Source organism: Desemzia sp. AGC72 (assembly GCF_057334175.1).
The window spans coordinates 555748-581127 of sequence record NZ_JBHFIG010000021.1 but is presented as its reverse complement, the minus strand read 5'-3'; the positions used below and the strand labels follow the sequence as shown (position 1 = coordinate 581127).

Annotated in this window: 21 protein-coding genes; 15 read left to right on the top strand and 6 right to left on the bottom strand. The window is 37.3% G+C overall.

Going from position 1 to position 25380, the window contains the following annotated elements; all coding sequences use genetic code 11:
- Positions 1-132: 132 nt before the first annotated feature.
- Positions 133-2772, bottom strand: a complete 2640-nt coding sequence (locus ACE025_RS11860; RefSeq protein WP_485940025.1) for a cation-translocating P-type ATPase — start codon at positions 2770-2772, stop codon at positions 133-135.
- Positions 2773-3573: 801 nt separating this feature from the next.
- Positions 3574-4338 carry a DUF1189 domain-containing protein gene (locus ACE025_RS11855; protein ID WP_485940109.1) on the bottom strand — a complete coding sequence of 255 codons (765 nt, stop codon included), beginning with the start codon at positions 4336-4338 and terminating at the stop codon, positions 3574-3576.
- A gap of 262 nt (positions 4339-4600) precedes the next feature.
- Here ACE025_RS11855 and ACE025_RS11850 point away from each other — a divergent pair, with 262 nt between their 5' ends.
- On the top strand, positions 4601-5209 hold the full coding sequence (locus ACE025_RS11850; protein WP_485940023.1) for a superoxide dismutase: 609 nt from the start codon (positions 4601-4603) through the stop codon (positions 5207-5209).
- Between the two features lie 45 nt (positions 5210-5254).
- On the opposite strand, the gene ACE025_RS11845 is transcribed toward ACE025_RS11850, so the two are convergent.
- Entirely contained in the window at positions 5255-8029 is a 2775-nt protein-coding gene (locus ACE025_RS11845; RefSeq protein ID WP_485940022.1) for a YfhO family protein, read from the bottom strand.
- Positions 8030-8224: 195 nt separating this feature from the next.
- Between ACE025_RS11845 and ACE025_RS11840 the strand changes: the two genes are divergently transcribed.
- On the top strand, positions 8225-10330 hold the full coding sequence (locus ACE025_RS11840) for a peptidoglycan D,D-transpeptidase FtsI family protein (protein WP_485940020.1): 2106 nt from the start codon (positions 8225-8227) through the stop codon (positions 10328-10330).
- Between the two features lie 61 nt (positions 10331-10391).
- Here ACE025_RS11840 and ACE025_RS11835 read toward each other — a convergent pair whose 3' ends face one another.
- Together ACE025_RS11835 and ACE025_RS11830 are read right to left on the bottom strand one after the other, a co-directional pair.
- On the bottom strand, positions 10392-10907 hold the full coding sequence (locus tag ACE025_RS11835; protein ID WP_485940019.1) for a hypothetical protein: 516 nt from the start codon (positions 10905-10907) through the stop codon (positions 10392-10394).
- A 19-nt stretch (positions 10908-10926) separates the two neighbouring features.
- The gene (locus tag ACE025_RS11830) at positions 10927-11277 is read right to left on the bottom strand and encodes a FeoB-associated Cys-rich membrane protein (RefSeq protein WP_485940017.1); all 351 of its coding nucleotides are present in this window, start codon (positions 11275-11277) and stop codon (positions 10927-10929) included.
- 201 nt (positions 11278-11478) lie between these two features.
- Here ACE025_RS11830 and ACE025_RS11825 point away from each other — a divergent pair, with 201 nt between their 5' ends.
- The 8 genes from ACE025_RS11825 to ACE025_RS11790 all read left to right on the top strand — a co-directional run bounded on the left by ACE025_RS11825 (position 11479) and on the right by ACE025_RS11790 (position 17921).
- On the top strand, positions 11479-13119 hold the full coding sequence (locus ACE025_RS11825) for a glycoside hydrolase family 13 protein (RefSeq protein WP_485940015.1): 1641 nt from the start codon (positions 11479-11481) through the stop codon (positions 13117-13119).
- Positions 13120-13246: 127 nt separating this feature from the next.
- Positions 13247-13396: a 50S ribosomal protein L33 gene (rpmG, locus tag ACE025_RS11820; RefSeq protein ID WP_092481016.1), complete on the top strand. Its 150-nt coding sequence runs from the start codon at positions 13247-13249 to the stop codon at positions 13394-13396.
- A 135-nt stretch (positions 13397-13531) separates the two neighbouring features.
- Positions 13532-14110, top strand: a complete 579-nt coding sequence (locus ACE025_RS11815; protein WP_485940013.1) for a 5-formyltetrahydrofolate cyclo-ligase — start codon at positions 13532-13534, stop codon at positions 14108-14110.
- A gap of 75 nt (positions 14111-14185) precedes the next feature.
- Positions 14186-14911 (top strand): rhomboid family intramembrane serine protease, encoded by a 726-nt coding sequence (locus ACE025_RS11810; RefSeq protein WP_485940012.1) that lies wholly within the window; start codon positions 14186-14188, stop codon positions 14909-14911.
- A 1-nt stretch (position 14912) separates the two neighbouring features.
- A complete protein-coding gene (locus ACE025_RS11805; protein WP_485940010.1) occupies positions 14913-15137 on the top strand; it encodes a YqgQ family protein in 225 nt (74 codons plus the stop codon).
- Between the two features lie 14 nt (positions 15138-15151).
- A complete protein-coding gene (locus tag ACE025_RS11800; RefSeq protein WP_485940008.1) occupies positions 15152-16120 on the top strand; it encodes an ROK family glucokinase in 969 nt (322 codons plus the stop codon).
- Between the two features lie 198 nt (positions 16121-16318).
- Complete coding sequence (locus tag ACE025_RS11795) at positions 16319-17416, top strand: YqgU-like beta propeller domain-containing protein (protein ID WP_485940007.1); 1098 nt, start codon at positions 16319-16321, stop codon at positions 17414-17416.
- A gap of 106 nt (positions 17417-17522) precedes the next feature.
- On the top strand, positions 17523-17921 hold the full coding sequence (locus ACE025_RS11790) for a rhodanese-like domain-containing protein (RefSeq protein WP_485940005.1): 399 nt from the start codon (positions 17523-17525) through the stop codon (positions 17919-17921).
- 129 nt (positions 17922-18050) lie between these two features.
- Here the strand turns inward: ACE025_RS11790 and ACE025_RS11785 are convergent, their stop codons facing one another.
- Positions 18051-19334, bottom strand: coding sequence for a Y-family DNA polymerase (locus ACE025_RS11785; protein ID WP_485940003.1), 1284 nt, complete (start codon positions 19332-19334; stop codon positions 18051-18053).
- A 355-nt stretch (positions 19335-19689) separates the two neighbouring features.
- Between ACE025_RS11785 and miaA the strand changes: the two genes are divergently transcribed.
- The 5 genes from miaA to ACE025_RS11760 all read left to right on the top strand — a co-directional run bounded on the left by miaA (position 19690) and on the right by ACE025_RS11760 (position 25368).
- Positions 19690-20628, top strand: coding sequence for a tRNA (adenosine(37)-N6)-dimethylallyltransferase MiaA (gene miaA / locus ACE025_RS11780; protein WP_485940107.1), 939 nt, complete (start codon positions 19690-19692; stop codon positions 20626-20628).
- 32 nt (positions 20629-20660) lie between these two features.
- Positions 20661-21896, top strand: coding sequence for a GTPase HflX (gene hflX / locus ACE025_RS11775; protein ID WP_485940001.1), 1236 nt, complete (start codon positions 20661-20663; stop codon positions 21894-21896).
- Positions 21897-21904: 8 nt separating this feature from the next.
- On the top strand, positions 21905-23161 hold the full coding sequence (locus ACE025_RS11770) for a methionine gamma-lyase family protein (RefSeq protein WP_485939999.1): 1257 nt from the start codon (positions 21905-21907) through the stop codon (positions 23159-23161).
- Between the two features lie 155 nt (positions 23162-23316).
- Positions 23317-24648 (top strand): type I glutamate--ammonia ligase, encoded by a 1332-nt coding sequence (gene glnA / locus ACE025_RS11765; RefSeq protein ID WP_485939997.1) that lies wholly within the window; start codon positions 23317-23319, stop codon positions 24646-24648.
- Between the two features lie 321 nt (positions 24649-24969).
- Entirely contained in the window at positions 24970-25368 is a 399-nt protein-coding gene (locus tag ACE025_RS11760) for a MerR family transcriptional regulator (RefSeq protein WP_485939995.1), read from the top strand.
- Positions 25369-25380 lie beyond the last annotated feature (12 nt).

Below are 25380 nucleotides of genomic sequence, written 5' to 3'. Positions count from 1 at the left end.
GGCTTTTTTGATTCTCTTTGATAAATAAAAGAAGAGCTTTTCAGAAGAGAGATCTTTTGAAAAGCTCTTTTTATAGGATATGAAAAGACCTTGAGAAAATTCTCAAGGCCTTGTTTTATATACTCAGTTATTTTAGAATGATTTATTCATTTTGTGTAAAATAAATTTTTGAATCTCAACGACTACAAGAATCGCTACAGATAGAACAATAGCAATCATCCAATGAGTCATGCTGAGTTCAACTAAACTAAAGATACCAGCTAAAGCAGGGACTAAAGCTACTACTGTTAATAGAGCTATTGACAAGAGAGCTAACCAGAATAAACTCTTATTGGATGTTATACCAGATTTGAAAATAGATTCTTTGGTTCGAGCATTGAAAATATGCAGTACAGATGACCACCCAAGAATCATGAATGCCATTGTTTGTCCGACTTCATGGCTTGCAACGACAGCAGAATCAATATCAACAAACGAGCCAATATAGAAACCAATCAAGGTAGTAATCGTGAAGGTCAAAGCAGCAACAGCGATGTTTCTATATCCGCCCTTTGCAAAAATACTTTCGCCTTTACCAATCGGATCGTTTTTCATAATCTCTGGATCGGCAGATTCTCTACTAAGAGCAAAACCTGGAATACCATCAGCTACAACGTTGATGAACAACAATTGAATTGCAATAACTGGTAGTCCCCATCCCATAATAACAGCAATCAGCATGATTAAAATTTCAGAAATGTTACATGATAACAAGAAGTAAACAGTTTTTTTGATATTCTCATAAACACGGCGTCCTTCTTCAACTGCGTGAACGATCGTATCGAATTTGTCATCCGTTAGAATCATATCAGAAGCACTTTTCGCCACTTCGGTACCTGCAATTCCCATAGCTGTACCCACATCAGCAGCTTTCAAAGCTGGAGCATCATTAACACCGTCCCCGGTCATAGCTACAACTTCTCCATGGGATTGCCATGCTTCAACGATACGAATTTTATCTTCTGGAGACACACGAGCATAAACCGAGTAGTTGCGAACGTTTTTCTTCAATTCTTCATCTGAAAGTTTGCTTAACTCATTTCCTGTGATGGCTTTGTCGCCTTCTTCAAAGATACCAATTTGGTCAGCGATAGCAGAAGCAGTTGCTGCATGATCTCCAGTAATCATAATCGTTTTGATACCAGCTGACTTAGCTTCTTTAACAGCTTGAATACTTTCTTTTCTAGGAGGATCGATCATCCCTACGATTCCGGCAAAAACAATGTCGCTTTCCAGTTCGTCAGGTGTTAGATCATCAGGCAGTTCATCGTATTTTTTATATCCTACAGCTAAAACACGTAAAGCATCATTAGCAAATGAATCATGAATCGTTCTAGCTTCTTTACCTACTTCATCCGTAGTAGAAGTTTTGATAGGCAGGCGGTCAAAAGCACCTTTAGTAATAGAAATATAACCATCATCCAGTTTATGAACAGTCGTCATTAGTTTCCGTTCCGAATCAAAAGGAATCTCATGAATACGAGGATACGTTTGGTCTAATTCGGGTTTAGGCAGACCTTTTTCTTGCAACAAGCGAATAATCGCTGTTTCAGTAGGGTCACCGCTAATGACTTCTTCGCCATCTCGGTCTTCAATCGCAGCGTTAGAAGCTAAACTCATCATTTTGAGTACCCACTTTTCATCTTCACCAAGATCCCTTTCTGCATCAATCGGTTTATTAGGGTAAGCCCATAATTTTTGAATCGTCATTTTATTTTGTGTCAATGTACCAGTCTTATCCGAAGCAATAACAGAAGCGCTACCTAATGTTTCTACTGAAGGAATCGTTCGGATGATCGCATTTCGTTCCACCATGTTTTGAACACCGTATGCTAATGAAATCGTAACAATTACAGGTAATGTTTCAGGAACTGCAGCAACAGCAAGAGACACAGCAGTCATCAAACTGTTAATGAATGCTTCTCCTTGGAAGAAGCTCAAAGTGAAAATAATCGCACCAGCAATCAGAGCTAATAAACTAATTTGTTTACCTAAGTGATCCATTCGTTTCTGCAACGGAGTTTTCCCAGAAGTCGTACGATTCAATAAGCCTGCGACTTCACCCATTTCTGTATCCATACCGGTCGCAACTACTACTGCTTGAGCTCGACCGTTCGTGACTAATGTACCTGAGAACACTGTGTTGAATACGTCTCCTATAGGACTGTCAGGTTCGATTTCAGCATTTTCGTCTTTATCTACAGGAACACTTTCTCCAGTCAAAGCAGATTCTTCTACTTGAAGATCGCTGCTGTTGAGAATACGAGCATCAGCCGGGACAAGGTCACCAGACTCGATCAGCAAGATATCTCCAGGAACTAAATCAGCTGCAGGAACAACTTCTTCCTGACCATTTCGCATGACCTTGGCTTGTGGAGCTGATAAGCCTTGCAAGGAAGCCAAAGCTTTTTCAGCTTTTCCTTCTTGCCGGATAGCCAAAACAACATTCAAGATTACGATAGAGAAGATAACGATTGGTTCGGAGAAATCATCGGGGTGTTCAGTAATCGCAATATAAGTGGATATTATACCGGCTAAAATCAAGATAATAACCGTAACGTCTTTTAATTGATGAAGAATCTTTGAAAATAAAGATTCGCTTTCTTCTTCATCGAATTGGTTGAGACCATATTTTTCTTTGTGCTCATCCACTTTTTCAGGGGTCAACCCTTTTTCTGTGTTGCTGTCAAATTGATTCAAGATAGTATCTAACTTTTCAGTTCTAAAATCCATAACATTTCTCCTTTTTTGTATAGTGTTCGTACTACTCCAAAAGACTAAGGAATAAGGTTACTGATTTATCTGCAGGAAAAATAATTAAAATAAGCAGTAAAAGAGAGGGGACGAATTACCATAATGAGAACGATTATTTTATCAATCCTATGAACGAACAGTTTACTGTTTTTTACACAGTAGGTTATTCAATCAGTTCTATTAGCAATAATAATTATATACCCATACAATCGGCAAATGGAATTATTTGAATCTGATGGGTTCCGCCAATATCAGATTGTTTATGATATTCATTGTTGTTATCATAAAATAAAGATGCTGAATTTCTATCTGAAGGGTCCAATTAGTCTCAAGAAATTAATTGGATAAATTAAGAAAGGATTGTTAAAAGTAGTATACATTCAAGGATAATGGATGAGAAATCATCCACACTAAAGGTAATGAGCGAAAGTTGTAAAATTACTTATTCAGTTCCTGTAAAAAAGATCATCTAATAAACTCCATTGTCTAAATATTGGTTGATGTGTAACCATTAGACTTGGAATGAAGTTGCAAAAGAGTAACTAATTTAGGATAGTCTTTTAAAGCAGTACATTGCTTTATCGAGGTCTTTCCTAAAAGCAAGCAAACACTTGCTTACTTTTGATTGTAACAAATATATAGATATTATTCAAAGAATTTGCTGAGAAAAATAAAAAAAGCAGATGAAACGTTGATTCTATAGGGGAACCTTATAACCCTAGGCAAAAAAAGCGCAGATACCCATTTAGAAGGTTCTGCGCTTTTTTCATATAGGTAAGACTAATGTGAAAGAGATTTTATTGCTTTATAATAAAAGAATACAGTGATGATCAATTGAATCTCAATTTGAAATAACGGTTGAATATCAAATGCATTTAACAGTGCAAAAAGAATTGTCGGCAGAGTTGAAGCGAACAAAACGATTCTCCACGTTTCCTTGAATCGGATAGGCTTCTTCGCAATAGCAGCTACTAAATTACCAAAAACCGTATACAAAAAGTTGTAAATAACGATCAATATGATCGAACTGATCCACAGGATGACAAAAGTCAGTAATAATATCAAAGGATTAGTGTCTTGCATGTCTGAAATAACCTCTTTCACTGCAACATCACTAAGACCATTCAATTGGGTATAGGGTATTTCCATCGGATAAAAAGGAATGGATAAGTAGAGATTTTTTTCCAATAAAGAAAAGCCTATCGTATCATTAAAAACTCGTCTGTCCATGTCAGAAGGAGTGATTTTCCCGTTTGGGTCAAATGCGAAAATAATCGAATCTGTTTGATAAATAAAACTTCCATTTTGATCTTGAGGAACAAGCTCGTCGTTTTCTATTTTAAAAGCTGGAATATTCTCTGCAATTTCTTGTCCATCTTGAATGAATTCGTTTAAAGTTCGGTTGGTTTCGATCCAAACTGGCAACGTAATAATACAAGATAAAAATAAAATGTAGAAAATCATCTTTCTGGTTTTGACATGTCTTGCTTCGATCAATTGCTCTGGGCGAGACAATGATGCCTTAAATAATTGAGATAATGAGATAACTATTCCTCCTTAGATAATTCTTACAGTACTCGTTAATTGTAAACTGTTATAAAAGTAAACTCAACTAGATAAAAGTAGGAAAATAAGGATTCTAAACGGGAAGAGATTATTTTTTATGTGAACACCTATATAGGGTGCTTTTGAGGCGAAATGTGACAACTATATTCACACAATCATCACTTTGAATTGTAATCGGTTATAAAAAATGTTAAATTATTATTAGTAAGCAAAATATTTTACTATATGGAGGAATGACACAATGGCTTTTGAATTACCAGAATTACCTTATGCATACGATGCTTTAGAACCACATATTGATGAAGCAACAATGAAATTACATCACGACAAGCATCATGCAACTTATGTAGAAAAAACAAACGGTGCACTTGAGAAGCACCCTGAATTAGCTGAAAAAACAATCGAGGAATTAGTAGCTGATCTACAAGCTGTTCCTGAAGATGTTCGTACAGTGATTCGTAACAATGGTGGCGGACATGCCAACCATACTTTCTTCTGGGAAATCTTGTCTCCAAATGGTGGCGGAGAGCCTGCTGGCGCTCTAAAAGAAGCTATCGAAGAAACTTTTGGAAGCTTTGACAAATTCAAAGAAGAACTATCAGCAGCAGCTGTTGGTCAATTCGGATCTGGTTGGGGTTGGTTAGTATTAAACAACGGCAAACTTGAAGTTACTTCAACTGCAAACCAAGATTCTCCATTAACAGAAGGTAAAACACCGATTATTGGAGTGGATGTATGGGAACATGCATACTACCTAAACTACCAAAACAAACGTCCAGCATACCTTGAAGCATTCTGGAATGTTGTAAACTGGGAAGAAGCAGGCAAACGTTACGACGCTGCTAAATAATAAAGCAAAAAGACAAGAAACTGACTTTTCAGTTTCTTGTCTTTTTTATTGGGTTGATTTAAACAGGTTCTTTTTTTGGATATAAAAAGTAATTCCTAATAGTGCAATAGAGATCATTGTAACAATAAGCCCTTCAAAAAGGTAAGGAGTACGGTAAGTAAAGACCACTCGATGAGTTCCTGATTGTATCGGGATGCCTAATAAACTATCCACCACTTTTTTTGTTTGAACAGGTGTGCCGTCTACCGACACTGACCAACCTTTACTGTAAGGAATTGAAGTCATTAAAAAGTTTTGATTTTCTTGGATCGTCACGACACCTTCAATATGGGTATTTCCGTATTGTTCAACTTTCATTCCGCCAGACTGGAGAGTAGTGATCGATTCCGTGAAAGCAGCAGTGTCTAGACGATACAATTGAATATCTTCTAAAGACACAGAATCTTCTATCAACTCCAATTCAAATGTCATTGTTTTTCCATAATCATTATTTGCGATATTGTAGACCAATGTTTCGTCTGAACTGTCATAAAAAGCATAAGGCTCACCATTCAAAGATAGTTTAACCTCATCTTCACCAATTGCTGACCCCATTGTTAAATAATAAGCATCATTTGTCTCTGGTATGAATTGAAATTTAACGGAGGCTTTTTTATCGTGTTCTTCAACGGTAACGATAGGTTCGAAACTTGATTCAGACAGCAGCAAATTCTGATAAATAGTGCTCGTAAATTCCTCTGGAAAAAAGTATGTCGTCGTTTTCCCTTTTCCTACTAAGGCGTTCAGTATATTTTCTTGCATTTCAATAGGACGCTTTCGTTGCAGATAAAGTGAAGAGATGTTGTCTGAACTACCAAAAGCAATTGGTAAAGCGTATGGATTTTTATACAATAGGATTTGATCAGTTGCTGCAATTTTTTGATAGTCTTTTAAATCTGGTTTTGTCTGCTTCAATGTAAATTGATATTTATCTGTGTTGGTTGAAGTTTTAGCCAGAAACGGAAAAGCTGATTCAAACGTATCATATCTAAAATGATTTTGTTTTAAGGGCTGAGAAGTTTCTTCTACTAAAACAGATATATCTTCTTGATCAGACCAGTACAAGTCGTTTTGTTCACTTGCATAATATTTAACTCCAAACAGTGCATCCGTTAAAAGAGTACCATTTGAATATGTTAAAAATCCTCCTCCAACCGGATTACCTAGACGGCCAAACAATTCCGGTACTGTGCTTTCAAACGTTGAACTGAAGTGAGTGATGCCATTGAAATCTGCTTGGAAGCTGTCATTTTTAGTTCGGACAAAAGTTTTTTCCATGCGATAAAAACCATCGTCGTATTGTTTGAACCAGTCAGACATTTGTTGTTGGCCTTGTTGGTAAACAGAAAAAGAGTCTTGATCAACATAGCTTAGTCTTGATAAAGAAATGCCTGCATTTACGGTCATTTCGATACTCGTGACAAGGAACAGGACCAAACCCATCCATTTATATTGCTGAGGCTTTAATATCAGCAATAAAAGAATCAAGAAAATAAACAGCAGCGTAATAATGATTTGGATAGGAGTAAGGAAATCAAAGTCTTTATTGTACACATATATTCCGACACCTGTAGCAATGATCATAGTCAGAAAAGTCGTTAAGGGACTGACTCCTTTTAGTTTAGTAAAGCTTCGGTAGCCCAACAATAACAAGAAAAAAGAGACAACGAATGAAAATCGATAAGGATACCAATTAGGGTACTGCATGGCATGCCAGATTTTATTCATCGCACTGATATTCATTGAAAAAACAAAGAAACCCGTTACGAAAAGAGCTGTTAACCTTTCTTTTAAAGGAATTAAACGGTTAAAGAAATAAAAAGAAAAACACAATAATGCCAAACTGCCGATAAACAGATTAGGGTATCCGGAAGGCATTTGATCAAAATTAAAAGCTCCTACAAAAAACTTTGAGACGATCTCAGGAAAAGGGTAGTCTGCTTCCCATTTTAGATCCAGCTTGGTGTAGCTCGCTTTTCCGACCATTAAAGAATGTAATGTAGGTAAAAGCAAGACAGCTGATAAACCGCCTGCTAATAAAGAATGCCAAATAAACAGAAAACTGGTTTTGATTACGGTGGTTGATTTGTCTTTTTTTTCTTTGAAAATAGAGTAATCAAAACTGATCAATCGAAACATAAAATAGCAAACCAAAAAGAAACAAATCATGTACCCTATGTAATAATTAGCGAATAACGAAAGTGCCAAACAAATAGAGTATAGGAGTCCTTTTTGTTCTTTTATCAAACGTTCCAGACCCAGTATGATGAGAGGGAGGAAAATCATCCCATCCAGCCACATAATGTTGAACTGATTGACGATAGTATAACCCATCAATGCGTAACTAGTAGAAAAAGCTACTATAGTAAAGCCGTCCCCATCAAATTCTTTTTTGAGCAAATAAGCAAAGCTCCATCCTGCTAAACCATACTTCAGCATTGTCAGTACGGTTACAGCTAAAGAAACTTGCTGGTGAGGAAAAAGCAGAAAAATCAAGTTCAACGGGCTGGCTAGATAGTACGCCCACAAGCCCAGCAAGTCTCCTCCGATAGCTTTGGAAAAAGAATAAAACAACCCGCTTGGGTCTTCAAGCAGCGTTTTACGGTAATAAGCGAAAAAATCAACATATTGCTGTCCCAAATCGATCGTTAACAGTGTCTCATTCCCAAAAGGATAAACGCCTTTAATAGCATGAAGAATAGACATGATCATAAAAGGAACTAAAAATGCTAGAAATAATGGCCATTGCTTTTGAATAAGCAAGCCAAGTCGGTTTTTCATTAGTGATCACCTCATAAAAATTGCTTACTCCTAGAATAGCATACTCTAAGAAGAGAAATAATCCATTAAGCTAAAAAATTTTAAAAGAACCGCATAGTAAATGTGTTGAAAATTTAAAACTTTCTTCTGTTTATGGTTATAGATGGAATAATCTGTTACAATATACGGAGTTCTATGTGATAGGAAGGTGTTTATTTGAAATCGAATCAAAAGAAACAATCAAAGAGTAAGTCGCACATTCCTTTAAGGCTGAATATCTTATTTGCTGGTGTATTTGCTTGTTTCGCGATGCTGATATTGAGACTTGGTTATTTGCAAATCGTTAGTGGTGAAGAATTTGAAGCAGAAGTAGCTCGTACTGAAACAACTTTGGCGACAGGAAACGTACCTCGTGGAGAAATCTATGATGCTAACCATCGCAAATTGGTAGGGAATACAGCTGTTCAAACGATTACTTACACTCGTGGACAAGGTGTCGCTTCAGAAGACATGGCTAAAATAGCTGTTGATCTAGCGTCTTTTATCGATATGCCTCATAAAGTGAGAGTAGGAGACGAAAGAGAATTTGATATTACGCCGCGTGATCTGCAAGATTTCTGGTTAGTATTGAATGAAGAAAAATTAAATAAACGATTAACAGACAAAGAAAAAGAACAAACCGGACCTGAGTTTTATCAAACGCAAATTTCTAAAGTGACCGATGAAGATATTGCAGGGTTGTCCGATGTAGAAAAAGAAGCTGCAGCTATATTCAAGAAAATGAATGGAGCTTATGCGTTAACAACGATAAACATTAAAAACGACGGTGTAACGGACAAGGAAATAGCTTTAGTCAGCGAGAATCTTCATGCGCTGCCTGGTGTAGATACTGGGACAGATTGGATCAGAAACTACCCTCAAGAAGGTATGTTGAAGAGTATTTTAGGAGAAGTCAGCTCAGAGGATAAAGGTGTTCCAGAGAGTCAGTTGTCCACTTATTTGGCTAAAGGATATGCAAGAAATGATCGTGTTGGAAACAGTCAGTTAGAAAAAGAATATGAACCTGTTCTTAGCGGTTCAAAATCAAAATCTGAAACGCAAACCAACAACAGCGGAGATATCATTGAAACGATTGAACAATACGCTGGTAAAAAAGGCGACAACTTGGTCTTGTCTATTGATATGGATTATCAAGAGACTTTGGAGAAAATTGCTATTGAGGCATTAGGGAAACGTCAAGGACATAACAACAGCATTTATATAACAGCTGCAGATCCACAAACCGGTGAGATACTAGCGCTTGCAGGAAAAGAGTATAACCCTGAAACAGGTAAAATCGAAGACGCTGCCCTTCATAATATCAATCGAGCTTTTGAGATGGGGTCTGCTGTCAAGGGTGCTACGGTTTTAGCTGGTTATATGGACGGAGCACTGACATACGATGATAATGTCATAGTTGATGCTCCGCTTAGATTGAGCGGATCTCAAACAATCAGTTCAGTATTTAACCGTAGTGGAAGTGTGGCAGTAAACGATATCAAAGCCTTAGAAGTTTCTTCCAACGTTTATATGGCGAAATTAGTATTGCGTATGGGTGGACAAAATAACGTTGCCAATGGAAAAAAAGTAACGATTAATGTTGATCAAGTTTTAGCTAAACTAAGAGGCTATTTTAATCAGTTTGGTCTAGGAGTTGAAACAGGTATTGATTTGCCAGGTGAAGCTACTGGATATGTAGGACCGAACCCTGACGGAGGTTCAGCAATGTTCTATGGTTTCGGCCAATATGATACGTATACACCTATTCAATTATTGCAATACGTCTCAACGATCGCTAATGGAGGGAATCGAATTGCCCTAAGATTAGTCGATGAAATTTGGTCAACAGGAGAAGATGGTAATTTAGGTGCAATCAGGACTCAATTGGAGCCTGAAATCTTAAACACTATCAATGTTGAAAAAAAAGCATTGGAAAGAGTACAGCAAGGATTCTATCAAGTAATTCATGGAGCTAATGGATCAGCTCGTTCTCGGTTTGTAGGTGCAGAATATGAAGCTGCTGGGAAAACTGGAACAGCAGAAACAAGTTATAAAGGGGACAGTGTTATAACCAAAACGTTCGTTGCCTATGCGCCTTATGACAATCCAGAAATTGCCATCTCCGTGGTTGTTCCTTATTTACCATTGAACAATACAAACTATGAAAACACTATTGTAGCAAGAAAAGCACTAGATGCTTATTTCAAAGTAGGCGAATTTAAAGACACTGCACCAGAAGATGCTGAAGATGAATCAGAAGATTCTTCCAATGACAGTGAATAACAATAAAAAAGCGTCCAGCTCTTTATATGAGCTGGACGCTTTTTTGGATAATAGAAACAAATCAGCTTTCACTTAACAGAATGTCAGCAATTTCTTGGAATGACATGCCGCTGTTGACTGTGAAATTACCTGGACGGACTAAATTAGACAAGTTATTTGATTCTAAAAATTTATCAAATTCTGCAGAATCTTCAATAATGCCTTGCTCTTGAAGTTGGCGAGCTGCAGTACTGCTTGGATCGCCTTCTTTAATGATCACTGTTGCAGTCACGACTTCTTCACTTTCTTCTTTGCTTTCACTGCTTTCTTGAGCAGCTTCATCGGATTCAGCAGGTTCTGTGTTTTCCGTACTTTCACTTTCATCAACATAGCCGCTTTCTAATTCAGCCAACTCTGTTTCTGCCAGTAAGGTTTCGTACTTTTCTTTATAACTCAACTCATCTTGGGTCAATGGAGCAGTTTTTGATTCACTCGAATCCGCAACTTGCGGTTCATATAAAAACGAGCGATAACCGGCCAATATGATCGCAGAGACTAAGAAACCTAAAGCTAAGTAACGTAATGCTGGTTTACTCAAGTTATGTACCTCCTTTTTATTAGGCTTCTAAAACATAGTCATCAATGACTGCTTTAATTGTTTTTTCTGACAAGCGTGTTTGACTAGATATTTCCTCTATCGCAATGCCTTGAGTATACAAAGTGACTACGTGTTTTCTCAAAACATCATGAACTTTGTCAGATAGAGGCAATTCCTCAGATTGAATATTTAACTCTGATTCAAGCGACAACACTCTTTTTTTCAAATGATTGATTTCTTGCAACCATTGTAAAGAAAGCTCTTCGAATTCTTCTTGTACTTTTTCACCATTATCTTGCTTATAAAACGACCAGATCATTAAAGCAACTGCAATGACAAGTAAAGCAATAACGATAATCCATAAATCCATTTATTTCACCTCTTTATAATTTACTTCCACAAAAAAGTTTACCACAATCTTGGCGTAAAACCTATCGTGTAAATAAAACTTAATATTTAACTCCAGTCTTTAATCGTAAACTGCAAGACGAAAATATTTACTAACAGAAGTGGGAACAGGTATGCTAAACTATTATTGAAAGCCTTATCAAAGAGTTGTGAGGAGATTATTATGAATAAAAAATGGTGGCAAAATGCAGTGGTTTATCAAGTTTATCCTAGAAGTTTTCAAGATAGTAATGGAGACGGAATTGGCGATATCAAAGGCATCATCCAACGCTTAGATTATTTACAAAAGTTAGGCATCAATGTTATTTGGCTTAGTCCCGTCTATCAATCGCCAAACGATGATAATGGGTACGATATCAGCGATTATTATGGCATCATGGCAGAATTCGGAACTATGCAGGATATGGATAAGTTGATTGTTGAAGCCAAAAAAAGAAATATTTCATTAGTGATGGATTTGGTAGTCAATCATACATCTGATGAACACAAGTGGTTTGTTGAAGCTAAAAAATCAACGGATAACGAGTATCGAGATTATTACGTATGGAGAGACCCAGTCGATGGAGAAGTGCCAAATGATCTAGGATCAGTTTTTGGCGGGTCAGCTTGGGAGTATGATAATGAGACTGAACAATATTTCTTGCACTTATTTAGTAAACGACAACCTGATTTAAACTGGGACAACAAAGAAATGCGTCATGAAATATATAATATGATGAATTTTTGGCTGGAAAAAGGTATCGGCGGGTTTAGGATGGATGTAATTGAATTGATCGGCAAAGTACCAGATGAAGGAATCACAGCTAACGGACCGCGTGTCCACGACTACTTGCAAGAGATGAATCAAAATACTTTTGGAAATTACGACGTAATGACAGTAGGAGAGACTAATTCTGCTACTGTAGAAGACGCTAAACTGTTTTCAGGAGAAGACCGTCAAGAATTATCTATGGTTTTTCAATTTGAACATGTCAATTTAGACCAGCAGCCAAATAAATCTAAATGGGATCTGAAACCTTTATCTCTTATTGAATTGAAAGAAGTCTTATCGAGATGGCAATATGAACTTCAAGAAGAAGGCTGGAATAGTTTATTCTGGAACAATCATGATCAACCGAGGATTGTTTCCAGATGGGGAAATGATCAAGAATTTAGAGTAGAAAGCGCGAAGATGTTTGCGATTTTACTGCATATGATGAAAGGAACTCCTTATATTTATCAAGGGGAAGAAATCGGGATGACGAATAGCGTGATAACGGATATTTCTCAAGCAGATGACGTAGAAACCCTGAATATGTATCGAGAACGTATCGAAGAAGGCTACTCAGAAAAAGAAATTTTCGAATCGATCAATGCTAAGGGGAGAGACAATGCTAGAACACCTATGCAATGGGACTGTTCAGCAGAAGCGGGTTTTACAACTGGTGAATCATGGTTAGCTGTGAATCCAAATTACGCTGCTATCAATGTAGAAAGTGCGTTGAACGATGATCAATCGATTTTTTACTGTTATCAAAAGTTGATACAACTGCGAAAAGAACACCCTTTGATCGTTTACGGCAAATATGAACTACTACTTCCAGATCATCCTGAGCTTTTTGTGTATACTAGAAGTTATGGAGAAGAGAAGTGGTTGATTGTTGCGAATTTCAGCGAGACTGTAAATCAAGTTAGTTTAACCCAAGAAACAACAAGTTTGAAACCAATCATCAGCAATGGAAAAAAAGAGTCGTATAATTTGAATGAAATAGTCTTAAGCCCTTACGAGACATTTGTAGTAAAAGTTGACGATTTGGTTATGTAAAGTAAAAAAACTTTACAAAGAAGAAAAAAATACTGGAATCTAATATAAAAAGATGGTATCATTATCAAGTCGGAAGATTGGATAAATAACTATCTTCAAATATTGTTTAATGCTTGGAGGGAAAATCATGCGTGTAAACATCACATTGGAATGTACTGAATGTAAAGAACGTAATTACATCTCAAAGAAAAACAAACGTAACAATCCGGACCGTGTTGAATTTAAAAAATACTGCCCAAGAGAACGTACTGTAACTCTACACCGCGAAACTAAATAATTCTATCTGATTTGATAGTGTTATTTCTTTTGAAAACGCGTTTGAGAGCAATTATAAGCTATTAAAAAAAGAGCTGGGAAACCTCAGCTCTTTTTTTGTTATACTAGTGGTAAAAAGAGGGTAGAGGGATACAGTTTGAATAAAACAGAGATACGTAATAAAAAAATCGCTTTATTGAAACAACTAAGTACAAAAGAAAAGGAAACAGAAGAACACCAATTATATACGCAATTGTTTGAATCAAATTATTGGAAAAAAGCTGATACTATTGCAGTGACAATGTCTCAAGATTTTGAGATCGACACTCAACCTATAATCAAAGAAGCTTGGAAAGTTGGGAAAAAAGTAGTCTTGCCGCGAGCCAAAAAGAAAAGAGTAATGGATTTTGTTCTCTATACTCCTGACACCCCTTTGAAAACAACTTCTTTTGGGATTGTTGAACCAGCTGCTCATTTATCAGCTGTTGAAAAAGATGACATTGATTTGATGATTGTTCCCGGATTAGCCTATTCTCGAAACGGCTACCGAATTGGTTTTGGCGGAGGCTATTATGATCGCTTTTTAACAGACTATAGGGGGGTGAAGATTTCGTTAGTCTTAAAATCCCAACAAAACGATACTTGGAATCCAGAAATTTTTGATATTCCATTGGATGCTCTAATTGTAAAGGATGAAGTGATTGAAAGTAGATATTTAAGAGAGCAAAATAACTAACAGGAAAACGTATTTTTCAGTTTTGCTATGAGTTCTTTGTGGTATAATAATTTCTTGAAAAGACAAATAAAATGAATGACTAAGAATGGAGTCCGTTCTATGAATTATCAAAATCAAATGAAATTAAAGCGTTTTTTTAGAAAGCCAGTAGTAACGTATACTTTTTTAGGACTTCAATTGATCATGTTTCTTTTAATGACTCTTGATGGAGGAAGTACGAACACCCTTACTCTTATTGGCTACGGGGCTAAATTTAATCCACTGCTTGTTGCAGGAGAATGGTGGAGATTGCTCACACCAATTTTTCTTCATATTGGATGGGTACACTTGATAATGAATTCTGTTATTCTGTATTACCTAGGTATTCAATTAGAAGAGACACTAGGGCATTGGCGATTTGCATTGATTTATCTCTTAAGCGGGATCATGGGAAATGCAGCCAGTTTCGCTTTTAATGCATTTTCAGTATCAGCAGGTGCCAGCACAAGTTTATTCGGCTTGTTCGGAGCAACGTTATTTTTAGGGAAAACCTATACTGGTAATCCGGCTATCCAGCATATGGCACGAAACTTTGGAACCTTGATCTTAATCAACTTGGTGTTCGGCTTTTTTAATACTTCTGTAGATTTAGCGGGACACATAGGGGGCTTGGCAGGTGGATATTTGATGTCTACAGCTATCAGCATTCCTGAACCATTGCCGCGATGGAAGAAAAAAAGAGTGCTTTATGGAGCAGGATTTGCGGCTGCACTGATCGTGTTGTTGAGTATCGGCTATTTCCGTACATTAGGAGCGTTTTAACATGGATCAGTCTTTTAGAAGTGTTTATGATGTGCAGCAATTATTGAAACAGTTCGGTATTTTTGTTTACGTAGGTGAAAGGTTGTGGGATATTGAATTGATGATGGATGAGATAAAAAAAATCTATCAACATCATCTGATTGATCAACGAACTTACTCATCGGCTATGGCAGTACTGAAAAAAGAACATCAATTGGAAACAGAAAGATTAGAAAAAAATGAATAGTTGGAGGAGTACATATGTCAAAGAAAATTATTGGAATTGATTTAGGCGGAACAACTGTGAAATTTGCTATTTTATCTTCTGAAGGGGATATTCAACAAAAGTGGAGTATTGAAACGGATATCTCAGAAGAAGGAACTAAAATCGTTCCTTCGATTATCGCTTCTATAAAAAAACACATAGAAATGTATGGGATGACAACTGGTGATTTCCTAGGTATTGGTATGGGGTCTCCTGGAACAGTTGATGCTGAAAATGGAACGGTTATTGGAGCTTACAATTTAAACTGGAAAACATTACAAATGGTTCGTCACCAAATCGAAGAAGGCACGGGCATCCCATTCTTTATCGATAATGATGCCAATGTTGCTGCTTTAGGGGAAGCTTGGAGAGGCGCAGGGGAAAGTGAGCCTGATGTAGTATTCTTGACTTTAGGAACTGGTGTTGGCGGAGGAATCATCGTAGATAAAAAATTGGTTCATGGAGCTACAGGAGCAGCTGGAGAAGTGGGGCATATCACTGTTGAACCAAATGGATTCCAATGTACTTGTGGAAAAACAGGCTGTTTAGAGACTGTTGCAAGTGCTACCGGCGTTGTTCATTTAGCAAGAGAATTATCTGATAGTTATGCTGGAGATTCGAAATTGAAATACAGCATCGATGATGGACAATTGATCACAGCAAAAGACGTGTTCGATTTGGCGAAAGAAAAAGATCCTCTAGCGCGTATTGTTGTTGATAAAGTTGCTTACTACTTAGGATTGGCAAGTTCTCATTTAGCCAATATTTTAAACCCTTCTACTATTGTATTAGGTGGCGGTGTTTCACGTGCTGGAGAAATTTTAACAGATTCAATCCAACCTTATTTTGAACAATATACTTTCCCTACTATTCGCAATTCTACTAAGATTCGTTTAGCTTTACTAGGGAATGATGCTGGTGTAATCGGAGCTAGTTCATTAGTTAAATCATCCTTAGAAGGTTAACAAAACTATCATTTAAACCATAAAAATAACCAGGGCAGAAAATAAGCCTTGGTTATTTTTGTGCAGTAAATTCAAAGTGAAGCCTTTTTTAAGGAGTCGAAAAAGGGTCTGTGTTATAATGATCATAAGATTGTTATAAACGTGCAAAAATAGTAAACACATTGAAATATGTTGGAATCTCAACTACAGGGTGATAATATGAAAAAGACAACTGCAAGCAAACTATCTTTACTGCTTCTGCCCATTATCTTCTTCTTAAGTGCTTGCAACTCTCAAGACGAGTCAGTACCAAGTGAAGATAGTGAATCCAAAAGCGAGCTTATTTACGAGCAAATTCCTTTAGACAAAGAGGACTTTCGTAAAGTAATCGGATGGAAATCAACTGAAGAAGTAATTGTTCAAGCGGGTAGTGTAGAAGGAGATTCATTATATTCTTTCAACATTCTGACCGGCGAATTTGACTTGTTGTATGAAATAGATTCTTTTATCTTAGCTTCCAAAATTATAATGGAAGAAGAGAAAGTCATCGTCCAATTGGTAAAAGATGCAAAGTCCTCTTTAATCGTCTTGAACTTTGAAGGAGATGTTTTACAAGAACAGGAGATTCAATCAAGTGGATTTGTCGATATCAATGTCAGTACTCAAAATCCTTCTCTAGCCTTTATTTCTTATTATGAAGGGGAAAATAATACAGCAGTTTATAACTGGAATATGGAAACAAATGAATATAAAAAAGTGGAGTCAGCTTCTTTGGAGCCTCAATGGTACTCTGAAAACCTGTATCTTTTCGTAGATAATGGAGAAGATTTTTCTCTAGAAACTGGAAAACTCTATATGGGAGATATTAGAAGCGATGAAATTTTATTGCTGGATTCTTATGTTTCTGCTTTTTATTTACATGAAGATTCTTTTATTAAATTTACGCCTTCAGACTTTGACGAACAAGAAATTATGTTGACGTACCAGTATCCGTTTTTAGTAGATGTCGGGTTTATGGTTGTTCCTAAAGTAACGATGAATGAGAGGATTATTTTCCCGCATTTGACACAAGCGGTAAGAGACTCAGCTATCTATGGGATTTTTGCACAAGAGGCTGTTTCGCTGGAAGAACAGGCGGGGAATTTTATGTTTTCAGAAATTGATTTTGAAACTGGAAAATTGAATACAGTCATTGAAGTTCCGGAAAGTGCGCCGATTTTAATTTCTGAGAATGGGAAATATTGTTTATTTGGATGGAGCTATGAAATGCTGATCGATATTGAAAATCAACAATTGTATGAATTGCTGTCTCTTTAATGATAAGCTTCTCTTTGAGAAACAAAATACCTCTAGTAAATTCATTCATTCTTGTGTAAAATCAATAAGTGAACAAGGATGTGTAAAGAAAGGGGTTCATTAGATTTTGGATACAAGTACAGTAATTAATTATATTTTATGGGGATTTATCATCGTTTGGGCGATTTACGAATTGGTTCAATATTGGAGACGTAAACAAGCTTCAGTAGAACTGGATCAAGAAGACTTCAGCAAGCGATTGAGAAAAGTTCAATTGATCGATGTTCGTGAAAAGGATGAATTTGATGCAGGTCATATTCTTGGAGCACGGAATGTTCCTTATTCAACCTTTAAACAACGAATCAACGAGTTTCGTCGCGACCAACCAATTTACCTTTATGACGAAAATCATGCAGTCAGCAAACGCGCTGCTTTGAAATTGCGTAAAGCTGGTTACACAGACATTTACACCTTAAAAGGCGGATACAAAAAATGGTCTGGCAAAATCAAACGTAAAGCTAGATAAATCATACTTAATAGTGAATCTTGATATTGTTATGGAGAGAATCGGAAAAAGGCGCTTAGCCCCGAGTCGCTTCACGAAACCAATATTCGTAAAAATGAAGGAGCTGGGAGTTGTTTCCCAGCTCCTTTTTTACTCATACCAGCCTTGATGACCGGAAATCAAGTTGCTTCTACGGATAGCTGTTCCTCCAGCAGTCAGACTGCTGGCATGAATCAGAGAAGTATAACCGTACTTATTCCGTATACGATCGATAATCAGCTCTAAACTCTCCTGTTGAATCGTCTTTTCTGGGTTCTCAAATAAGTTTAACTGTAAATGAGATTTTAATTGGATCTTACCGCATTGAATTGCAATAGTACGAACAGGCTGACCCCGGTAATGGCTCCTAAACAAATACAAGCAGGTATCGATGATTGGATTGCTTGCTGCTGTGGGATAGATTGTCGTTTGATGACTGAATCCTTTTTCTAAAACATCTTGAGAAAAACCCACTGTCAAATGGACCATCCCCACTTCAGCTTGGTATTTTCTCAACCTAGCAGCTACTTGATCAGCCATTTCACGAATTACCACTTCAATTTCATAAGCTGTGGTATAATCTCGATTCAGAATCTGGCTTTTTCCATAAGAATTAGAGATAGGAATATATTTTTCGGATAAAACGCTGTGGTCTACACCGTGAGCATGATAAAAAAGTTGTTCGCCGATAACCCCGTGGATTCGTTTAAGAGACTTTACATTGTATTGAGACAAACCGAAAACTGATTCGATCCCTAAACGATACAGGTTTTTGGCGGTACGATTTCCGATGCCCCACATACTTGTGATAGGGCTGATTTTCCATACAGTATGAGGAATATCTTCATACCTCCATTCTGCTATGTATGGGCGGTGGTCTTTAGCTTTGTTGTCTAGAGCTAGCTTAGCTAAAAGGGGGTTGTCTCCGATACCTACAGCTACCACAAGCCTGAAACGTTCCCATATCCTTCGCTGGATCTTATGAGCGATCTCTAAAGTAGAGCCATGTAAAGCATGTGAGAAACTGACATCTAAAAAAGATTCATCTATACTATAAATATGTAAGTCCGATTCTGCGACAAATTCCTTATACACCTCATTGATCAATCCATTGACTTTTAAATACAGTCCCATCCTAGGTTCTACAATTTGGATAGTGGAGCGCTTAGGAATTTCAAAACGCCGAGAACCTGTTTTGATTCCGTATTCTCGTTTAACTCGTGGTGAAGCAGCCAAGACTAATCCGCCGTTCTCTTCAGGCTTACTCATGACAACGATAGAAGCTGTCAACGGATGTTTTCCGCGTTTAACAGCTTCCACGGAAGCGAAAAAAGATTTGACATCGATACACAAAACATCTCGCCTCGGCTCTTTTGAATAGTCGATGGTAATCATTTTAAACACTCCTTTACGTATCTTGGAGAGAATGAATCTGCTCAATTTCTCTAAGGACTTTTTTTATCTCATTATACGAACATACGTTCCTTTTGTAAAGGGAAGAAGCCAGATTGTGCATTTGGGTTATCAGACGGCTCTTTTCTCGTTAAACAACAGGCAGATGACAAGTGATTCCAAGATAAATCATAGTGGATATATGGTATAATTATGTAGAAAATAGAAATCAAACAATATTCACATCAAGTATAAACCAGAAAATAAATAAGAGAAGGTTTACTAAGTTTACTCATTTGACGGGCAACTTGTTTTACTTGAAGAAAACTGAGTATTGAAGTACAAAGGAGTGTTACTCATAAAGACTAAGATACTTGTTATTGTGGGACCAACAGCAGTAGGGAAAACGAGTCTGAGTATTGAGATGGCCAAAGCTTTGGATGGAGAAATCATTAGCGGAGACTCCATGCAGATCTATAAAGGTCTCGATATTGGTACAGCTAAAGTGATGCGAGACGAGATGGATGGGATTCCTCATTATTTAATTGATGAAGTAGAACCCAACGAAAGTTATACAGTAACGGACTTTCAAAAAAGAGCCAAACGATTGATCGCAGATATTACATCCAGAGGTAAGGTTCCAATCATTGCAGGAGGTACGGGACTGTACATTGAATCTTTGCTGTATGATGTGAGTTACGGAGGAGAAGGTCAGACCGATGTACCTTTCAGGAAAGAACAAGAAGCTCTAGCGAAAAAAGAAGGCAATCTTTATCTGTGGGAAAAGCTGAATCGAATAGATCCTGAGGCGGCTAACAAGATTCACTTCAATAATCAACGGAGAGTAATCCGTGCTTTAGAGGTCTATCATGTTACTGGACAGCCATTTTCTATATATCAAAACGAACGCGGAGTAAAAGGCTCTATCTACGATGCTAAAATTATCGGCTTAGATACTGAGAGATCTGTACTCTATGAACGCATCAATTTGAGAGTAGATCAAATGGTTGAAGTTGGATTAGAAAAAGAAGCACGGCTTTTATACGACTCCAACTTGCAAGATACTCAAGCGGCTAAAGGAATCGGCTATAAAGAATGGTTTCCCTACTTTAATGATCAACAGACTGAAGAAGAAGTCGTTGAGCAGATCAAGCAGAATTCTAGACGTTATGCAAAAAGACAGTTAACTTGGTTTAGAAATCGAATGGAAAAGGTTAGTTGGTGGGATTTAGTAAAACAACCAACAGATTTGGAAAAAGTTCTTGCAGAAGCTGAAACGTTTTTTCAAACCGTTTAGTCATGAGTTGAAATTATAAAAGGAGTGTTTATATGGAGACGCAAGAGAAAGCAGAGCGAGTCATATTAGTTGGTGTGCAGACTACTGAAGCAGATTACAGCTTTAATTATTCGTTAAAAGAACTGGAGCAATTGACAGAAACTGCTCAAGGAATAGTTGTTGGACAAATCACTCAAAAAAGAAGTCGAGCGGATTCACGTACTTACCTCGGAAAAGGGAAAGTAGAAGAATTGCTGCAGCTGGTGGAAGAATTAGAAGCAGATACGGTCATTTTTAACCATGAATTGACCCCTGCACAAACAAGAAATATACAAGATGCAGTAGATATAAAAGTCATTGATCGCGTGCAGTTGATTTTAGACATTTTTGCTATGCATGCCAAAAGTAAAGAGGGTAAATTGCAAGTAGAGCTGGCTCAGTTGCAGTATTTGTTGCCAAGATTGGCTGGTCAAGGTGTCAATTTGTCCAGATTAGGTGGGGGAATCGGAACAAGAGGTCCGGGGGAAACGAAATTAGAAACGGACAGACGTTACATCCGCGACCAAATTACAGATATTCGACGAGAGCTTGCTGAAACTGAAAAACACCGTGCTCGTACACGGAAACAGCGACAAGAAAGCAATATATTCCAAATCGGATTGATAGGTTATACCAATGCAGGAAAGTCGACTTTATTGAATAAGCTGACAGATGCTGGAACATATGAAGAAAATAAATTATTTGCTACTTTGGACCCTCTGACAAGACAATTAAAATTGCCTAGCGGCTTGAATGTCACAATAACGGATACAGTTGGATTCATCCAAGACCTTCCAACACAATTAATAGAGGCTTTCCATTCAACTTTGGAAGAAACTAGAGGAGTGGATCTATTACTCCATGTTGTAGATGCTTCTGCCGAAAATATGCTGGAGCATGAGCGGACAGTTACGAACTTGCTGATTGATTTGGAGATGGATCATTTGCCGTTATTAACGATTTACAATAAGAGCGACTTGATCACTGAACCGTTTTATCCGGATTATTTCCCAAATATTGTGATGTCAGCTAGAAACGAAGCAGATGTTGATTTGCTGTTGGATCAATTGATGGAAAAAATTGAAGAAATCATGGAGCCTTATCGTCTAGAAGTCCCTGTAGATGAAGGAGACATGTTGATTCAACTGAAACAAGAAACTCAAGTGGCTACTCAAATTTATGACGAAGAAAAAAATGTATATGTGGTAAAAGGCTACGCTAAAGCGAAGTCTAAATGGATAGGAGAATAGAAAAGAGAATGAGTTGGAAGAATCAATTTGCACCAGAATTGCAAGAACGAGTCACAGAAGTTGAAAAGAAAATTCAACCGATTGTAGCTCAAATACATGAAACAGCTTTAATCAATCAAAAAAAGGTTTTAGATAGTTTTCGCAAAAAACAAGTATCTGATCAGCATTTTAATCCATCAACCGGATATGGTTATGATGATTTTGGAAGAGACACGCTTGAAGAGGTTTACGCTGATGTATTCAAAGCAGAAGCTGGAATTGTCCGTCCGCAATTGATCTCAGGTACTCATGCGATTAGTACCGCATTATTCGGAGTCATGCGTCCAGGGGATGATTTGTTGTATATTACAGGACGACCTTACGATACTTTATTGGAAGTTGTCGGTGTAACAGGCAATGGTATCGGATCTTTCAAAGAATACAATATGGGATATGATGCAGTTGAGCTTTTGGAAGACGGCAATGTCGATTTTGAAAAAGTAAAAGAAAAAATGACACCTGCTACAAAAGTCATCGCTATTCAACGTTCACGAGGGTATGCCAGTCGACCTTCATTTACTATCGCTCAAATTGAAGAAATGATTCAATTTGTTCGCAACATCGCTCCAGATGCAATCGTTTTTGTGGACAATTGTTATGGAGAGTTTGTAGAAGAAAAAGAGCCAATAGAAGTGGGCGCTGATTTGATGGCGGGCTCATTGATCAAAAACCCTGGTGGCGGATTGGCTAAGATCGGCGGCTATATCGTAGGTCGTTTGGACTTGGTAGAAGCTTGCGGTTATCGTTTGACTTCACCGGGAATCGGTCGTGAAGCGGGAGCTTCGTTATATAGTTTGCCTGAAATGTATCAAGGATTTTTCATGGCTCCTCATACAGTAGGCGAGTCATTGAAAGGCGCCGTTTATACGTCAGCTTTATTAGAGACGTGTAATGTTTCTTCTACTCCTAGATGGGATGAGAAACGTACGGATCTGATTCAAATGATCTCGTTAGGTGAAAAAGATAAGATGATTCAATTTGCTCAAACGATTCAAAAGTATTCTCCAATCAATGCACATGTAACTCCAATCGGCGCTTACATGCCTGGATATGAAGATGATGTGATTATGGCAGCTGGTACTTTTGTTCAAGGGTCTAGTATTGAATTGACTGCGGATGGTCCTATTCGTGCCCCTTATACATTATACGTCCAAGGCGGATTGACTTATGAGCATGTAAAATTAGCTGTAACCGCAGCTGTTTCTGAACTGTATTTTGAAAATTGAACAATGTAAAGACTGGTGTAAAGCAGCCAGTCTTTTTTTGTCGTCAGTGCTTATTCCATGACAGACCAATCTGAATTATGTTAGGTTAATAATAGAGAGAAACAGTAAAGTAATAAGAAACACAAAAAAATAATAAGGAGTTTGTTTACAAACCAATGAAAAATCATACAAAACAAGAAATCATGGAAATTGCAAAAGAAGAAAATGTCCGCTTTTTACGTCTAATGTTTACGGATATCGATGGAGTTATCAAAAACGTGGAAGTGCCTATCAGTCAATTGGAAAAAGCCTTGGACAATAAGATGATGTTCGATGGTTCTTCAATAGATGGATTTGTGGCAGTTGAAGAGAGCGATATGCAATTGAGACCAGATTTATCGACTTGGCTTATTTTCCCATGGGATACAGAGTATGGGAAGATTGCTCGGTTGATTTGTGATGTATATAACCCTGATGGTACACCTTTTTCTGGAGACCCGCGTTCTAATTTGAAACGAGTGTTAAAAGAGATGGAGAATGAAGGGTTCACAGAATTTAATTTAGGACCAGAGCCTGAATTTTTCTTATTCAAATTAGATGAGAACAAAGAGCCATCTCATCGATTGAACGATCATGGAGGCTATTTTGACTTGGCGCCTACTGATCTAGGTGAAAATTGCCGTCGCGATATTGTATTGCAGCTGGAAGAATTAGGTTTTGAAATTGAAGCCAGTCACCATGAAGCCGCACCGGGGCAACATGAGATCGATTGGAAGTATGCAGACGCTGTAGAAGCATGTGACAACATCCAAACTTTTAAACTAGTGGTAAAAACAATCGCTCGTAAACATGGATTACATGCATCCTTCATGCCGAAACCAATCAATGGTGTACACGGATCGGGAATGCACTTTAATATGTCTTTATTCAATCAGCATGGGAATGCTTTTTATGATGAAGCAGATGAAATGGGACTCAGCAAAACAGCACACGAATTTATTGCCGGTCTTTTAAAACATGCCAAAGCTTATACTGCTATTTGCAATCCGACAGTAAATTCATATAAACGATTGACGCCAGGCTTTGAAGCACCAGTTCATATTGCTTGGAGCGCAAGCAACCGGACGCCATTGGTACGTGTCCCAACCTCAAGAGGAATGTCTACACGAGTAGAGTTGCGCAGCGTTGATCCGAGCGCCAATCCTTACCTTGCATTAGCTGTTTTGCTAAAAGCTGGGCTAAGCGGTATTCAGGAAAGTAAAGTCGTTGCGGATCCAATCGGAAAAAACATTTATCAAATGAGCTCGACAGAACTCGGAGAACAAGATATTGAGCGATTACCCGCAACTTTGTATGAAGCGGTTAGTTATCTGAAAAAAAATACGTTAATGAAAGAAGCAATGGGAGAACATATGTACAATAACTTTATTACCATTCGAACGCAAGAGTGGATAGAGTATAATGAGCAAGTATCTCCATGGGAACAACAAAAATATTTTAAACGCTAAATACTGATGAAATGAGCTTTACTAAAACAATTTGTTTTAGTGAAGCTTGTTTTTTTTTGCTGATATTCGATAACTTTATTAGTGAATTCAAGATATTTTTACCAATAAACACTGTTCTCTTGTCAGTCAACAATCAACTTCACTCTATTACGAAAAAGTGGTATAGATGAAAAAAGAAAATTTCAATTCGGAACTTAAAAACCTTTATAGTTATTTAAGTTCGGAATTTGATGGGAGGAAACCTCACATAAAATAAAAATAGTGGTTGACATGCGTCTTTCTAACTGTTAATCTGTTAAAGTAATTGAGAGGAGGACAAAAATGAAAGAAAAAGAATTGCGCAGGTCGATGTCTGTTTTCCCAATTGGTACAGTTATAAAGCTGACCGATTTGTCTGCTAGACAGATACGGTACTATGAAGAACAAGATTTGATTCATCCTCAAAGAAGCGAGGGAAACAGACGAATGTATTCTTTGAATGACATTGATGTACTCCTCGAGATCAAAGATTATTTGGCGGAAGGCATCAATATGGCCGGTATCAAACGCATTTATGAATTGCAAGAGAAAGAAAAAAATGATAAATCGAAGCAAAAAGAAAAAGCATTAACAGATGATGATGTAAGGAAAATCTTGTACTCTGAATTTTTATCCATTAGCGGCTTGTCTCCTAAAGATAAAAATAAAATGATGAACCACCCATTTCGGAATCAACCCTAAAAAATAACCTTT